This is a genomic window from Caulobacter segnis, from assembly GCF_019931575.1.
GTDB classification, from domain to species: domain Bacteria; phylum Pseudomonadota; class Alphaproteobacteria; order Caulobacterales; family Caulobacteraceae; genus Caulobacter; species Caulobacter segnis_C.
Map to the genome: position 1 here is coordinate 4,287,768 of NZ_CP082923.1, position 15,712 is coordinate 4,303,479.

12 protein-coding genes and 1 tRNA gene are annotated in these 15,712 nt (G+C 68.9%); 7 read left to right on the forward strand and 6 right to left on the reverse strand.

Annotated elements, in window-relative coordinates; genetic code table 11:
* Nucleotides 1–67 precede the first annotated feature (67 nt).
* The gene (locus tag K8940_RS19680; protein ID WP_223391748.1) at nt 68–703 is read left to right on the forward strand and encodes a TetR/AcrR family transcriptional regulator; all 636 of its coding nucleotides are present in this window, start codon (nt 68–70) and stop codon (nt 701–703) included.
* A 502-nt stretch (nt 704–1,205) separates the two neighbouring features.
* Here K8940_RS19680 and K8940_RS19685 read toward each other — a convergent pair.
* Nucleotides 1,206–1,280, reverse strand: a tRNA-Val gene (locus K8940_RS19685).
* Nucleotides 1,281–1,404: 124 nt separating this feature from the next.
* Nucleotides 1,405–1,761, reverse strand: coding sequence for a cell cycle two-component system response regulator CpdR (gene cpdR / locus K8940_RS19690; protein WP_004616083.1), 357 nt, complete (start codon nt 1,759–1,761; stop codon nt 1,405–1,407).
* A gap of 171 nt (nt 1,762–1,932) precedes the next feature.
* Here cpdR and K8940_RS19695 point away from each other — a divergent pair, with 171 nt between their 5' ends.
* Complete coding sequence (locus tag K8940_RS19695) at nt 1,933–2,859, forward strand: N-formylglutamate amidohydrolase (protein ID WP_223391749.1); 927 nt, start codon at nt 1,933–1,935, stop codon at nt 2,857–2,859.
* Between the two features lie 227 nt (nt 2,860–3,086).
* On the opposite strand, the gene K8940_RS19700 is transcribed toward K8940_RS19695, so the two are convergent.
* A complete protein-coding gene (locus tag K8940_RS19700) occupies nt 3,087–3,827 on the reverse strand; it encodes an SDR family NAD(P)-dependent oxidoreductase (protein WP_223391750.1) in 741 nt (246 codons plus the stop codon).
* A gap of 84 nt (nt 3,828–3,911) precedes the next feature.
* On the opposite strand from K8940_RS19700, the gene K8940_RS19705 reads away from it, so the two are divergent.
* On the forward strand, nt 3,912–4,328 hold the full coding sequence (locus tag K8940_RS19705; RefSeq protein WP_223391751.1) for a winged helix-turn-helix transcriptional regulator: 417 nt from the start codon (nt 3,912–3,914) through the stop codon (nt 4,326–4,328).
* A gap of 577 nt (nt 4,329–4,905) precedes the next feature.
* Nucleotides 4,906–6,741, forward strand: coding sequence for a translational GTPase TypA (typA, locus tag K8940_RS19710; protein ID WP_223391752.1), 1,836 nt, complete (start codon nt 4,906–4,908; stop codon nt 6,739–6,741).
* Between the two features lie 432 nt (nt 6,742–7,173).
* Here typA and K8940_RS19715 read toward each other — a convergent pair whose 3' ends face one another.
* Entirely contained in the window at nt 7,174–7,524 is a 351-nt protein-coding gene (locus K8940_RS19715; protein ID WP_223391753.1) for a hypothetical protein, read from the reverse strand.
* Between the two features lie 160 nt (nt 7,525–7,684).
* Between K8940_RS19715 and K8940_RS19720 the strand changes: the two genes are divergently transcribed.
* Together K8940_RS19720 and K8940_RS19725 are read left to right on the forward strand one after the other, a co-directional pair.
* The gene (locus K8940_RS19720) at nt 7,685–10,129 is read left to right on the forward strand and encodes a putative bifunctional diguanylate cyclase/phosphodiesterase (RefSeq protein ID WP_223391754.1); all 2,445 of its coding nucleotides are present in this window, start codon (nt 7,685–7,687) and stop codon (nt 10,127–10,129) included.
* A gap of 207 nt (nt 10,130–10,336) precedes the next feature.
* On the forward strand, nt 10,337–11,497 hold the full coding sequence (locus K8940_RS19725) for an aminotransferase (protein ID WP_223391755.1): 1,161 nt from the start codon (nt 10,337–10,339) through the stop codon (nt 11,495–11,497).
* Between the two features lie 28 nt (nt 11,498–11,525).
* Here K8940_RS19725 and K8940_RS19730 read toward each other — a convergent pair whose 3' ends face one another.
* Both K8940_RS19730 and K8940_RS19735 read right to left on the reverse strand, forming a co-directional pair.
* Entirely contained in the window at nt 11,526–14,138 is a 2,613-nt protein-coding gene (locus K8940_RS19730; RefSeq protein WP_223391756.1) for a response regulator, read from the reverse strand.
* A gap of 132 nt (nt 14,139–14,270) precedes the next feature.
* Nucleotides 14,271–15,035 (reverse strand): SDR family oxidoreductase, encoded by a 765-nt coding sequence (locus K8940_RS19735; RefSeq protein ID WP_223391757.1) that lies wholly within the window; start codon nt 15,033–15,035, stop codon nt 14,271–14,273.
* 184 nt (nt 15,036–15,219) lie between these two features.
* On the opposite strand from K8940_RS19735, the gene K8940_RS19740 reads away from it, so the two are divergent.
* Entirely contained in the window at nt 15,220–15,702 is a 483-nt protein-coding gene (locus K8940_RS19740; RefSeq protein ID WP_223391758.1) for an SRPBCC family protein, read from the forward strand.
* Nucleotides 15,703–15,712: the final 10 nt, after the last annotated feature.

The window sequence follows — 15,712 nt, forward strand, 5'->3', positions numbered from 1 at the left end:
CATGCCTCGCCCGGAGCGCCCGATCGCGGCGGCCGCAGCCCCCTCCCCGGCCGCCGCGATCCTCATCTTGACCGACGCCACCATGACCTCAGAGCGCTCGTCCCGTTCATCACGATCAACCAGATCCACGCGGGCGGCCGCGAGCTGGGAACGCACGCACCGCCGCCTCACCGGCGCGGCGACGGATCTCTTTCGTCGCTACGGCGTCCAGTCGACGTCGATCGATGACATCGTCAGGGCCGCCAACCTCACCAAGCCCACGCTCTATCGGCATTTTTCGAGCAAGGAGAACCTGGTCGTCGCCTGCCTCCACGAGGAAGGACGCCAGACAAGACGGGCCTTGGCGGAGACGGTCGAGCTCGCGCCATGCGAACCGAGCCAACGCCTCCGAGCGATCGGCGCCTACTTCGCCGCCACGTTCGCCGACTCGCCAAGCCGGGGCCTTTTCGCCCTCAACCTGGCGGTCGAATACGCCCAGCCCGGAACGCCAATTCATCAGGCGATCCACGAGGAGATCGAACGATTCCACGATCGGCTCGCTCTCCTGATCGCACCGGACGCGTCCGCCAGCATCCAATCTGTCGCTCGCAAACTCGCCTTGGTGGTCTTCGGCGCGAGCGCCGCTTGCCAAGCCGTCGGCGCGATAGCCTGTGAACACCTCGTCGAAAGCGTCGAGGGCCTTATCGTAGAGTTCCAGGCCTAGGTGGCCGCGAACTGCTCGACCGAGTTCGGGTCATGCACCCTGGCGACTTCGAAGCGCTGATCATCCTTCTGCTTGTCCGGGCCGTGAAGAAATGGCGCATGCGCTCGGCGGCGCTGGCGCCGTCGGCCCCGAGGCGGTGAACGACCATCGGAACTTATGGTCCGTCATGGCGAGGGCGTCGTGACGCGGGACACCATCGCGATCAAGGCGATCGACGAAGGCTTCTTCACGGACTGACCCGCCAACGGCGCTGCGCCTGGTCGACGTTTTGAGATTTGCTCGCTGCGCGCGGCAGCCCAGAGACGTTACCAGCGCCAGACGGGACCCAGGCCGGGTCACCCCCTTCCCCGGGGGTCCCGAACATCCGTCAGCGCCGCGAAAATTCGATCAACTCCCCGGGGAGGGGTCACCTTGACGGCGGCGATTTGACGCCGGGCCGAAATCGGGTCGTCGAGCGGCGCGAGCCGATTGCTCGTAAACCACAGAGAAGAAAGGAGGAGGATGGTGGACGCGACAGGGATTGAACCTGTGACCCCTACGATGTCAACGTAGTGCTCTCCCGCTGAGCTACGCGTCCGCCGAAGCGATCCGAAGCGCCTTGGTGAAGACGTCCCGGCCGGGAAGGTGTGGGGGTATAGCGGCGGCTTGGCCGGGGCGCAAGCCGCCCCCCAAAACTTTTAGCGAAACTTTTTTCGGGCCTCTTAGGCGGCCATCATCTTTTCCACCTCGGCGACCAGGTCGCGCAGGTGGACGGGCTTGGACAGCACCTTAGCGCCGGCCGGGGCGCGGTCCTGGGCCGAGAGGGCGACGGCCGCGAAGCCGGTGATGAACATGATGCGCAGGGACGGATCGCGCGCGGCGGCCTGGCGGGCCACCTCGATGCCGTCCATGCCCGGCATGACGATGTCGGTCAGCAGCAGGTCCCAGGGATGCTCCAGGTGCTGGACGGCTTCCTCGCCATCCGCGCACGCCTGGACTTCGAAGCCGGCGCGTTCCAGCGCCCGGGCCAGGAAGCCACGGAGGGAATCATCGTCTTCGGCGAGGAGGATGCGGGCCATGAGGTCACGTGTCCGGAAGGAAGCAAGGCGTCGGTCGAAGGGCCACCTTAGCGCGTTGTCCGTAAATCGGGGATGAACCTAAACGTCGCGCCCCCCTCAGGACTGTGGATGGACGCTCTTTAGACCGATTGCGATTTGACCCGGCGCGCGCGGGCTTCGATGATGAGAAGCATGAGCGCTAGGCGGCCCGTCCACACCGAAGCCACGGCGACCGCGGCGCTGGAGACGTTCGGCGGCGCGGCGTTCGAGGTGTCGCGCGCCGCGCCGGCCGGGGCGCCGCCGCCGACCGCCCTGGTCTTCGCCTCGCCCCATTCGGGCGACGTCTATCCCGAGGACATGACCTCGGCCGCCCGCCTGCCCGTCGCCACGCTGCGCGCCTCCGAGGACGCCTTCGTCGACCGCATCGTCGCCGGGACGCCCGCCCTGGGCGCGGCCCTGATCCGCGCCCGCTTCGCCCGCTCCTACATCGACCTCAACCGCGAGCCCTGGGAGATGGACCCGGCGATGTTCGACGGCGACCTGCCCGAATACGCCCACGGCCGCACCGCCCGCGTCGCGGCGGGGCTGGGCGCCATTCCCCGCGTCGCCAGCGAGGGGCGGCCGATCTACGCCCGCAAGCTGACCTTTCCCGAGGCCAAGGCCCGGGTGGAACTGGCCCACCGCCCCTATCACGACGCCCTGGACCGCCAGCTGGCGGCGGCGCGCGCCGCGCACGGGGCGGCGATCCTGATCGACTGGCACTCCATGCCGGCGGCCGCCGCGCGCGGCCAGCGGGCCAAGGGCGGAGGGCCGTGCGACATCGTGCTGGGCGACCGCTTCGGCGCGGCCTGCTCGCCCAAGCTGACGGCCATGGTCGAGCGGGCGCTGGAGGCCATGGACTACCGCGTCGTCCGCAACGCCCCCTATGCCGGCGGCTATACCACCGAGCACTACGGCCGCCCGGCCAAGCGCACCCACGCCCTGCAGATCGAGATCAACCGCGCGCTCTATATGGACGAGACCACGCGCGAGCCGACCGAAGGCCTGGCGCGGCTGACGGCCGACGCCGAGGCCCTGACCCGGGCTCTGGCCGAGCTGGACGTGGCGGAGCTGCGGTAGGGCGGATCGCACCCATCGAGGCTGCCGGGATCTTGGCGTCCCATCACCGATCATCCCAGCGAAAGCGGGGACCCAGGCTGAGCATCCAACATTCCCGTCTTCCTAGGCCTTGTGCCTAGGAAGACGAACTTTCTTGCAGCGTGATCTGGAAAGCGAACTCGGCTTGGGTCCCCGCTTTCGCGGGGATGAGCGGATTTTGGGTGGCTCAAGGCTGAGCGTCGATCCGCTCAGGTGTTGAGACCGCCATCCACGTTCAGGATCGCGCCGGTGAGGTGCTTAGCCGCTGGGCTGGCGAAGAACGCCACGACGGCGGCGACGTCCTCGGGCTCGCCGTAGCGTCCCAGCGGCATCAGCGCGCGCTGGAAGTCGGAATACTCGCCATCGGCCGGGTTCATGTCGGTGTTGGTCGAGCCCGGCTGGACGAGGTTCACGGTGATGTCCCGGGGCCCGAGCTCGCGCGCCAGGCCGCGCGTGAACGAATGCAGCGCCGACTTGGTCATGTAGTAGACCGTGCCGGTGTCGCCGACGATCCGCTCGGCGCCCGCCGAGCCGATGGTGATGATGCGCCCGCCCGCCTTCAGGTAGGGGATGGCGGCCTGGGCGGCGAGGATCGGCGCGCGCACATTGACGTCCAGCAGGGCGTCGATGTCGCCGACGGCGATGTCCGCGATGGCCCCGTACAGCGCGACGCCGGCGTTGTTGACCAGGATGTCCAGCCCACCGAGCGCCTCGGCCGCCACGTCGACCGACCGCTTGATGGCCGCCGGATCGGCGCTGTCGGCCTGGATGGCCAGCGCCTGGCGGCCTTCGTCCTGGATCTGGCGCGCCACCTGCGCGGCGCGCTCGGCCGAGCGGTCATAGGTGATCGCGACGTCGGCCCCCTTGCGGGCCAGCGCCACGGCGATCGCCGCGCCGATGCCACGCGACCCGCCCGTGACCAGGGCGCGCTTTCCAATCAGTTCGCTCATGATGTGCTCCTTCATCGAGGTGGCGCACACCTGGCTCCTTGCTCACCTTGCGGCAAGTATGCACCTTTTGGTAAGTACCCGAAAATGTCGGAAGATCACGCCCCGCCCCCCACGTCCGAACAGCCGCAGGCCTGCGACCCCAGGCTGCCCGGCTTCACCTGCGGTCTGGATGCGACGCTGCGGGTCGTCGCGGGCAAGTGGAAGCCGCTGATCCTGTACTTCCTGGCCCAGGGCGGACCCGTGCGCTACGGCGCGCTGCGACGCGCGGTGCGGGACGCCAGCGACAAGATGCTGATCCAGCAGCTGAAGGAGCTGGAGGCCGACGGCCTGGTCAAGCGCACCGACTACAAGGAGATTCCGCCGCGGGTCGACTACGACCTGACGGCGCTGGGCCGCGGCCTGGCGCAGGCGCTGGTTCCCCTGAGCGTGTGGGGCGTGGACAATCTGGCGGAGGTCACCCGGATCTTCGCGCGGCGCGACGCGGCGAATGGCGCGTCCTGACGGGGCGAGCGCCGCGTCGACCCCGAAGCCGGCCGTTTGGCCTCCGCGCCAGTCGAACGGCCGCCGGATTTGATCCGAACCCGCCGCGCGATCCGCGCGTTGTCCTCGATCAACGACGGCCCCGGCCGCTTGGGCCAAAAAAAAAGCCCGGCGAAACCGCCGGGCCAGTTCATTAGGGAGGAAACGCCCAGGAAGGGCAGAAGCGGCAGCGCCGCCTCACAGGATTGTTTATAGGGTGCGACGCAAAATTAGGCAAGCGGAAAAGTGGACAGCAATGTCGATTTTTTCGAGGGGAATTGATGCAACCCTTTGCGCCACAAGGATTACGTAACGTCGCTATTTGGAAGCGCACAAATTTTGTGCATGCTGCACTGCACAATTTGTTGCGTTTGAAACCGTCTCTCACGAGAACACCGCTCAAAGCCTGATCCGGCAAGGCTTTCTGCATGACACCGGTTTCCTGCGACAAGGGTTTCAGTGAGGTGGGGGTGGATAAATCCAGCGCAGTCGCGTAAAAGCCGCGCGCCTGACGCGTGACTCGTCATCCCCTATTCCTCCCGAAAGTCCGTCCGTTCCCATGAACATGCGAAATATCGCCATCATCGCGCACGTCGATCATGGCAAGACCACCCTCGTCGACCAGCTGCTGGCCCAGTCCGGCGTCTTCCGCGCCAACGAAGCCACCACCGAGCGCGCCATGGACTCCAATGACCAGGAGCGCGAGCGCGGCATTACGATTCTGGCCAAGTGCACCAGCGTCCTGTGGAATGGTGAGGCGGGCGAGACCCGCATCAACATCATCGACACCCCCGGCCACGCCGACTTCGGCGGCGAGGTCGAGCGCATCCTGGGCATGGTGGACGGCTGCGTCCTGCTGGTCGACGCCGAGGAAGGCGTCATGCCGCAAACCAAGTTCGTGCTGACCAAGGCGCTGAAGATGGGCCTGCGCCCGATCCTCTGCATCAACAAGGTCGACCGCGCCCACGCCGATCCGGACCGCGTCCACAACGCCGCCTTCGACCTGTTCGCCGCCATCGGCGCCACGGACGAGCAGCTGGACTTCCCGCACATCTACGCCTCGGGCCGCGCCGGCTGGGCCACGCTGGACCTGAACCAGCCCAGCGACACCCTGGCCCCGCTGTTCGACCTGATCGTGCGCCACGTGCCGCCGCCCAAGGTCGCCGAGAACAAGGACAAGCCGTTCCAGATCCTGAACGTGCTGATCGAAAGCGACCCGTTCCTGGGCCGCCTGCTGACCGGCCGCATCGAGAGCGGCAAGGCCGTCCCCGGCATGGCCATCCACGCCCTGGACCGCAACGGCAACGAGATCGAGCGCGGCCGCATCACCAAGGTGCTGGCCTTCCGCGGCCTGAAGCGTCAGCCCGTCGATGAAGGCGCCGAGGCCGGCGACATCGTCGCCATCGCCGGCATGTCCAAGGCCACCGTGGCCGACACGCTGTGCGCCATGGAAGTCACCGACGCCCTGCCCGCCCAACCGATCGACCCGCCGACCATCTCGATGACCGTCTCGGTCAACGACTCGCCCCTGGCCGGCCGCGAAGGCGACAAGGTCCAGTCGCGCGTCATCCGCGACCGCCTGCTGAAGGAAGCCGAGAGCAACGTGGCCATCCGCGTCACCGAGACCTCGGAAAAGGACGCCTATGAAGTCGCCGGCCGCGGCGAACTGCAGTTGGGCGTGCTGATCGAGAACATGCGCCGCGAAGGCTTCGAGGTGTCGATCAGCCGTCCGCGCGTCGTGTTCCAGCAGGACCCGGAGACCGGCAAGCGCCTGGAGCCGATGGAAGACGTCATGATCGACGTCGACGACGAGTTCTCGGGCATCGTCATCGAGAAGCTGTCGGCCCGTAAGGCCGAGCTGAAGGACATGGGCCCGTCGGGCGCGGGCAAGACCCGCATCACCCTGCTGTCGCCGTCGCGCTCGCTGATCGGCTATCAGGGCGAGTTCCTGACCGACACGCGCGGTTCGGGCGTGCTGAACCGCGTGTTCAGCCACTACGAGCCGCACAAGGGCGCGATCGACCAGCAGCGCAAGGGCGTGCTCGTCAGCAACTCGGACGGGGAAACCGCCGCCTACGCGCTGTGGAACCTGGAAGAGCGCGGCGTGATGTTCGTCGGCGCCGGCGAGAAGACCTATCAGGGCATGATCATCGGCGAGAACAGCCGCCAGGATGACATGGACGTCAACCCGATGAAGGCCAAGCAGCTGACCAACGTCCGCGCCTCGGGCAAGGACGAGTCGATCCGCCTGACCCCGCCGCGCAAGATGACCCTCGAGCAGGCCATCGCCTATATCGAGGACGACGAGCTGGTCGAGGTGACGCCGAAGAACATCCGCCTGCGCAAGCAGACCCTGAACCCCTCGTTCCGCAAGAAGCGCGTGAAGGAAGACTAGTCTTCCGGGTTCCATGATCGAGGCCGCCGCCCACAAGGACGGCGGCCTTTTTCATGGCTTCGCCCCCCGCGATCACCCCCGCTTCCCCGGCGAATGCCCCGGCCCGGGCTCATCCAGAGAGATTGAGGCTGACGCGCCCTCTCGCCTCGCCATCCAGATAAGCGCCCGTGGGTTCGATCTGGGCCCCGGCTTTCGCCGGGGAAGCGGGGTGGGGAGGCTTGAAGCGGACTGATTCAACGTCCGAGTAGGGTGGAGAGCTGACCTTTAGTTTCCTTCTCCCCTTGCGGGAGAAGGTGGCCCGAAGGGCCGGATGAGGGGTCGAAAGGCCTGTCCGGATAGCGGAGCGCAACCCCTCACCCGACCCGCTTCGCGGGCCACCCTCTCCCACAAGGGGAGAGGGCGCGAACGCCCGCGACGGGTCGAAGGCGGACGCTACGCTTTCCGCTGAACGGTCCTCCGCATCATCCACAGATGGACGGCGTGCACACAGAGGCAGACGAGCGCGACGGCAAGGATCGCGGGCGTTACGAGGTGCTCCTGACCGGCTCTGGGCTTCACGAAGATCGCCAACGCGACGACAGCCGCCAAACAGATCGCGGCGAGCACGGGCGTGAACGCCAGAGCCACCCGACGGGGCGCTGTCCAGGTGACCGAGCCATCCAGCCACCATTGCATCGGTAGTCGAGGCTCCATCTGGAAGCGACGGTTGGCGCGCAGCGACATCGCCGCGAGAAGCGCGACCGCGACCAACGCGATCGCCATGGCCAAGATGGCTTGCGTCATGAGCTCGCCTCCAATCTCGGACAGGTAAGCCCCCAACAGGAAGGCGCGCAACGGTTAGCGAGCGGAGCTCCCCGAATACTCTAGCTTAACCCGGGGTTTACCCGTGCGGACCATGGTCCCAGCGGGGCACTTCTCCAGTTTGGACCAGAGGGCACGCGTCGTGCGCACAGCCGCCAGCACGCTCATCCATCGCGGCTTGTCCGCCCTGTACGCCCGCCTGGTTCCACACGTGCCCGAGGCCATGGCCGGCCGGGTGCGGATGGAGCAGGTCCAGAGCATCCTGCGCATGACGCCCGTGATGATGGGCGCCAATATCGTCATCGCCCTGCTGGTCGGCGCCGCCGGCCTGGCCAGCCCGCACACCGTGGCCCTGACGATCTGGGCCGCGTTGGTCATCAGCTACGCCCTGCTGGGCCTGCGCGGCTGGTTCGCCGCGCGGCGGCGCAAGGGCGGCAAGAGCACCGTCTCGCAGCGCGGCGTGAACCGGCTGGTGATCCAGGCCGGCCTGCTGGGCTGCCTGTGGGCCGCCCTGCCGATCCTGACCATGCCCAAGGAACAGGGCTTCGCCGGCGCCATGCCGATGCTGGTCGCCTCGGTGATCGCCGGCATGATCGGCTGCGGTGGCTTCGCCCTCTTGACCCTGCCCGCGGCGGCCATCGCCTATTCGACCCCGATGGCGCTGGGCGCCCTGTGGGTCCTGGCCACCAGCAACGATCCCGTCCTCTACGCCCTCGGGGGCCTGCTGATCTTCTGCCACATGGTGGTCAGCGTCTCGTGCCTGGCGCACGCCAAGATCTTCGCCGACCGCCTGGTCGCCGCCGAGGAGTTGGAAAAGCAGAAGCAGGTGGTGTCCCTGCTGCTCAGCGACTTCGAGGAAGGCGCCAGCGACTGGCTGTGGGAAGTCGACGCCGTCGGCGCCCTGACCTACGTCTCCGACCGGATGGCCGCCGCGGCCGGCGTCGACAAGGCCGTGCTGATCGGCCAGCCGATGTCGGAGCTGTGTGGCGCGGCCGAGACCCCGACCGGCCCGGTCGCCGCCCTCTCGGCCCTGTTCGCCGAGCAGAAGGCCTTCCGCGACGTGACCGTGTCGGTCGCCGTCGGCCCAGATAGCCAGAACAAGCAGACCCACTGGTGGTCGCTGTCGGCCAAGCCGGTCCATGATCTGAGCGGCCTGTTCACCGGCTTCCGGGGCGTGGGCGCCGACATCACCCAGGCCCGCGAGGACCAGGCCCGCATCTCGCGCCTGGCCCATTACGACGTGCTGACCCAGCTGCCCAACCGCCTGTCGTTCCTGCAGGCGCTCTCCAAGGCCTGGACCGACCACGGCAAGCCCCGGAGCAAGGGCGGCGCGGGCGCCGGCTGCGCGGTGCTGTGCCTGGACCTCGACCACTTCAAGGGCGTCAACGACAGCCTGGGCCATCCGATCGGCGACGACCTGCTGATCCAGGCCTCGGCCCGCCTGCGCGACTGCGTCGACGACCTGGTCGGCGACGGCGGCCTGGTCTCGCGCCTGGGCGGCGACGAGTTCGCCGTGGTCATCGCGCCCTCGCCCGGCCACGCGGCCCTCGGCGAGCTGGCCCGCGCCATCGTCTCGGCCCTGTCGCTGCCCTACGACGTGCGCGGCCACCACGTGCTGATCGGCGCCAGCGTCGGCATCGCCGTGGCCCCGTTCGACGCCGACGATCCCGACGGCCTGCTGAAGAACGCCGACCTGGCCCTCTACCGCGCCAAGGGCGACGGCCGGGGCGCCTATCGCTTCTTCGAGACCGCCATGGACATCTGGGCCCAGGAGCGCCGCGCCCTGGAGCTGGACCTGCGCGACGCCCTGGCCAAGGACGAGCTGAAGCTGTTCTTCCAGCCGCTGATCGGCAGCGGCGAGCACGAGGTCACCGGCTTCGAGGCCCTGCTGCGCTGGCAGCACCCGACCCGGGGCCTGGTGGCGCCGGCCGACTTCATCGAATGCGCCGAGCAGTGGGGCCTGATCGGGGCCATCGGCGAGTGGGTGCTGTTCGAGGCCTGCCACACGGCCGCCGCCTGGCCCTCGCACCTGTCGGTCGCCGTCAACCTGTCGCCCAACCAGTTCGCCACCGGCGACCTCGTCTCCCAGGTGCGCAAGGCGCTGAAGGTCTCGGGCCTGGCTCCCGCGCGCCTGGAGCTGGAGATCACCGAGGGCCTCCTGCTGCACGACAGCGTCAAGACCCTGAAGCAGTTGGCGGCCCTGAAGGCCCTGGGCGTCAAGATCGCCATGGACGACTTCGGCACCGGCTATTCCAGCCTGGCCTATCTGTGGCGGTTCCCGTTCGACAAGATCAAGATCGACCGCTCGTTCGTGGCCGAGATGCAGGACAACACGGCCATCGCCGACATCCTGCGCACGGTCGCCCTGCTGGGCCAGACCCTGAACCTGAAGGTCACGGCCGAGGGCGTCGAGACCGCCGCCCAGGCCCGCCTGCTGGCCGACATGCGCTGCGACACCTTCCAGGGCTTCCTGTACGGCCGCCCGATGCCGGTCGGCGACATCCCCAGCTTCCTGCTGTCCAACATGGCCCAGCAGATGCGGCGGGCGGGCGAGGACGCGGACGACGGCGACGCGCTGACGGGCTGATCCCACCTCCCCATCAGGGGAGGTGGATCGATGCGAATACGCATCGAGACGGAGGGGGTCCGCGCAAGCGGTGCTGAGCATGCCTCGCCCCAAAGCCCCCTCCACCGGCGTTCGCCGGTCCCCCTCCCCCCAGAGGGGGAGGAGAGCAACACACGCCCTCCCCCTAAGGGGGAGGAGAGGATGAGGAAGACGTGCTAGTCAGCCTTCATGGTCCATCCCGTTTTCGACAACCTGCCGACCACGATCTTCGAGCGCATGAGCGGCCTGGCGCGCCAGCACGGCGCGATCAATCTGGGTCAGGGCTTTCCTGACGACCAGGGCCCCCTGCCCGTTCGCGAGGCCGCGGCGCGGGCGCTGATCGAGGGCTCCAACCAGTATCCGCCGATGCGCGGCCTGCCCGAGCTGCGCGCCGCCGTCGCCGGCCACTATGGGCGGACCCAGGATCTCCAGCTGGACCCCGACACCGAGATCACCGTCACCTCCGGCGCGACCGAGGCCCTGGCGGCGGCGTTCCTGTCGCTGATCTCGCCGGGCGACGAGGTGGTGCTGTTCCAGCCGCTGTACGACGCCTACCTGCCGCTGGTCCGCCGGGCGGGCGGGATCCCCCGACTGGTCCGCCTCGCGCCGCCGCACTGGCGTTTCGACCGCGCGATGCTGGAGGCCGCCTTCAGCGACAGGACCCGCATGGTGGTGCTGAACAGCCCGCTGAACCCGGCCGCCGTCGTCGCGCCCGAGGAAGACCTGGCCCTGCTGGCCGAGTTCTGCGTCCGCCACGACGCGATCGCCGTCTGCGACGAGGTCTGGGAGGCCGTGGTCTTCGACGGCCGCCGCCACCGCCCGCTGATCGGCTTCCCCGGTATGCGCGAGCGGACGGTCAAGATCGGCTCGGCCGGCAAGCTGTTCGGCATGACCGGCTGGAAGGTCGGCTTCCTGATCGCCGCCCCCGCCCTGACCAAGGTCCTGGCCGCCGCCCACCAGTTCCTGACCTTCACCACCCCGCCCAACCTGCAGGCCGGCGTGGCCTGGGGCCTCGACAACCACCGCGCCTGGTTCGACGACATGCCGGCGGCCCTGCAACGCTCGCGCGACCGCCTGACCACCGGCCTGCGCGCGGCCGGCTATGTCGTGCTGGAGAGCCAGGGGACCTATTTCCTGAACGTCGACCTGACCGCCTCGGGGATCACCGTCGACGACGTGACCTTCTGCGAGCGCTGCGTCGTCGAGCACGGCGTGGCGGCCATCCCGGTCTCGGCCTTCTTCGCCGAGGACCCGGTGCGGAATGTCGTGCGACTGTGCTTCGCCAAGGCCGACGCGACGCTGGACGCGGCGGTGGCGCGGCTGGCGGCGGCGAAAGCTTCGTTCAGCTAACCCTTCTCCCGCAAGGGGAGAAGGAAAATTAAAGCGCCCCCAGCCCCGCCATCACTTCCCGCGCGGTCGTCCGGGCCAGACACCGGTCCATGGCCGACAGCAGGTTGCGCAGGTCGATCGGCTTGGCGACGTGGGCGTCGCAGCCGGCGTCGAGGCAGGTCTTGATCTGGGCCGACATCACGTCGGCGGTCAGGGCCACCACTGGCAGGCGGGAGAAACGCGGGTCCTGGCGCAGGCGGCGGGTGGCCTCCAGCCCGTCCATCACCGGCATGTTGACGTCCATCAGCACGATGTCGATCGGCTGGCCGTCCAGCACGTCCAGGGCCTGCTGGCCGTTCTCGGCCTCGACCAGGTCGCACTCGAACGGTTCGAGGAACAGGCGGATGACCCGGCGGTTGACCGGATGGTCGTCGACCACCAGCACCCGGCGGCCCTGCAGGGCGACGAAGCCCGTGTCCTCGTCCCCGGCCTCGATCTCGCGGACCGGCAGCTCGGACGGCTCGGCCGGGTCGACCAGCATCTCGATGGTGAAGACCGAGCCCAGGCCTTCCTCGCTCTCGACGCGGATCTCGCCGCGCATCATCTCGACCAGGCGTCGGGTGATGTTGAGGCCCAGGCCCGTGCCGCCGAAGTTGCGGGTGGTCGAGGCGTCGGCCTGGGTGAAGGGGCGGAACAGCTTGGCGACCGTGGCCGCGTTCATGCCGATGCCGGTGTCGGCCACCCGCAGGCGGATACGGATCCGGCCATCATCCTCCGGATAGCAGGCCAGGGCCACCTCGACCTTGCCGTGGGTGGTGAACTTCAGGGCGTTGGAGACCAGGTTCGTCAGGCACTGGCGCACCCGCACCCCGTCGAACATCAGCGGCCCCGGGGCCTGGCTCTCCAGCTTGAAGGTCAGGCCCACCCCCTTCTCCAGGGCGGTGGGCTGGTAGCCGCCGACCAGCCGCGCGCAGGTCTGGACGATGTCGCCGACGGTCGGCGCGATCTCCAGCTTGCCGGCCTCGATCTTGGAGAGGTCCAGGATGTCGTTCAGCAGGACCAGCAGCGTGTCGCCGCTGTCCATGATCAGGTCGATCTGTTCTTTCTGTTCGGCGGTCAGCTCGCCGCCGCGCAGGGCCTGGCCCACGCCCAACATGCCGTTCAGCGGTGTGCGCAGCTCGTGGCTCATCACCGCCAGGAAGGCCGACTTGGCCTTGTTGGCCGCCTCGGCGTGCTCCTGGGCGTCCTTGAAGCGGCGCGAGGCGCGGCGCTGGTGCACGGCCCAGGCCACCCCGCCGGCGACCAGCACGGCCAGCAGCAGGGCGATAACCACCGAGGCCCGCGCCAGGCTGCGCGACAGCCGCACCTCCTCGGTCAGGCGGCGGCTCTCGTCGCGCTTGGCCCGCAGCTCGCTGTCCAGGGCCGAGGACATCTCGGTGACGCTGCGCGAGTGGGCGCGGTCCTCCTCGGCGCCGTCGATGCGCCGCCAGGCGTCCAGTTGGCGGAAGGCCTCGGCGCCGCGCCCCTCGGCCTGGTCGATATAGGCCTCGATCAGGGCCTCGGCGTGCGGGTCGCGCGGGGCCAGGGCCACCGGGGCGGCGCGCAGCCGGCGCAGGTCCTCGCGGGCCTCGGCGGCGCGGCCCAGCTGGGCCTTGGCCAGGGCGCGCTGGCCCAGCATCAGCACCTGCAGGCGACGGTCGGGACTAGCCAGGGCGGCCGCGGCCGGCTCCAGGCAGGCCAGCACCCGCGCGGGCGCCTCGCGGCGGGCCGCGATCCGGGCGCACAGGAAGCGGTCCCAGGTCAGCAGGTTCCGGTCGCCATAGGCCAAGACCATCTTGTGGTGCAGGCCGGCGAAGCGCTCGGCCGCGTCCAGCTCGCCCAGCTCGGCGGCGGTGTAGGCGATGTCGTAGAGCCGCTCGATCCGGCGGATGTGGAAGGCGTCGCGCTCGTCCAGCCGCGCGGCCTGGGCCATGTGCTCAAGGGCTCCTTCCTTGTCGCCGATGTCCGACAGCGTGTAGCTGTGCACCTGGTGCAGCTCGGCCAGCAGCGGCTGGGACAGGCGGCCGCGCCGCTCCAGGTCGCTGGTCAGGTCGGCGGCCAGGCGCGCGGCCTGGGCCCAGCGGCCCACCTGCCCCAGGTGCCGCACCCGCTCGATCCCGGCCATCGCCCGGATGTCCGGTCCTGACCGGGTCATGAACCGGGTCCAGTCGGCGTCCGTGAAGGCGCGGTAGCCGCGCGTCTCGTGGCGATAGGCCAGGGTCTCCAGCTCGACCAGGGTCGCCAGGGCCGGGTCGTGGCCGCGCCGCGCCGCCTCGCCGGCCAGCCGCGCCCAGGCGTCGAAGCGCTCGGGGATCTGGTTGCTCTTGTAGGCGTACAGCACCCGCCACAGGCCATAGAGCCGGGCCTGGCCGCGCTCGTGCAGGGCCCGCTTGCCGGCCCGCTCGATGTCCTCGTTGTCGCGCGGCGCCTCGCGCGCCTCGTGCGCGCCGATCTCCCGGCTCAACTGCTCCAGCTTCTGCCCCAGGGGCGAGACGGTCGAGGACGCCACGGACGGAGGCGCGCCGGACGGCGGCGCGCCGGATGGGGACGCGCTCGTCCGCCCCCAGGCGGCGCCGGCCGCGAGGGTTCCGATCATCAAGACGGGAATCAGAAGGCGCCGCAAATCCGTATCCTGGATAGTCGCGAGGCAGCCTTCGTGAGGATTGATGTAGGACCAGTTAAGCTTACCGCCAATCGCTGCGCGGTTTGGGTATCTATTGGCCGTGCTTTGGGCGAGGTTCTTTGCTGTGGCGCCCTAGATCGTCGCCCCGCCGTCCACGACCAGGGCCTGGCCGGTCATGAAGCTGCCGGCCTGGCTGGCCAGGTAGACGGCCGCGCCGGCGATCTCGTCGGGCTCGCCGATCCGGCGCAGCGGCACGCCCTTGGTCGAGCGCTCCAGGGTCTCGGGATTGTCCCACAGGGCCTTGGCGAAGTCGGTCTTGATCAGGCCCGGCGCGATGCAGTTGACCCGCACGTTGTCGGGGCCGAACTCGTGGGCCAGGTTGCGGGCCAGCTGGAAGTCGGCGGCCTTGGAGATGTTGTAGGCCCCGATGATGGCGTTGCCGCGCAGGCCGCCGATCGACGAGACGATGATCACCGCCCCGTCCTTGCGCGCCCGCATCTCGGGCGCGACCATGCCGATCAGCCAGTGATTGCTGATGATGTTGTTGTCCAGGATCTTGCGGAACTGGTCGTCGCTGATCCCGGCCAGCGGGCCGTAATAGGGATTGCTGGCGGCGTTGCAGACGCAGATGTCGACGCGGCCGAACGCCTTGCGGGTCTCGTCGACCAGGTTCTGCAGGTCGTCCTTGGAGGCGATGTTGGCCGGGACCGCGATGGCCGTCCCCGCCCCGTGCCTGGCGTTCAGCGCGTCCGCGACCGCCTCGCAGGGCTCCAGCTTGCGCGACGAGATCACCACCTTGGCCCCGTGCTCGGCCATCCGCTCGGCGATCGCCTTGCCGATCCCGCGCGAGGACCCGGTGATGATCGCCACCTTGCCCGAGAGGTCGAAGAGGCCCATGGCGCGCTCCCTAAACGATTGTTTGAATTTACGTCACAGTGGGACGCGGAACTCACGAGGTCAAGGCAGGGAAAGATCCTCACCCGCTTTGGGGGGAGGATGAAAAAAGTTCAGGGCCCGTGTCGGCGGCGGTGGATCGCCGCCGTCCTTGGGGCGAGAGTTCACCCCGACAAGGAGACGCCCGATGCCTCTCGACACCGCCGACTTCCCTGCCGATCGCGAACTGGTCCTGGAACGGATCATCGACGTCCCGGCCGACAAGCTCTACCGCTGCTGGACCACGCCCGAGCTGATGCCCCAGTGGTTCTGCCCCAAGCCGTGGACGGTCTCGAACGTCCGCATGGACGTGCGCACCGGCGGCAACACCTATCTGGAAATGAACGGCCCGAACGGCGAGGTCATGCCGCAGCCGGGCGTCTATCTGGAGGTGATCCCGAACAGGAAGATCGTCTTCACCGACGCCTTCACCGAGACCTGGAAGCCCTCGGAAAAGCCCTTCATGGTCGCCATCGTCACCTTCGAGGACCTGGGCGACGGCCAGACCCGCTACCGCGCCGTGGCCCGCCACTGGAGCGCCGAGGACAAGGCCGCCCACGAACAGATGGGCTTCCACGAAGGCTGGGGCGTCGTCGCCGACCAGCTGGCGGCGCTGGCGCGGACGCTGTGAGGCCCCGGCG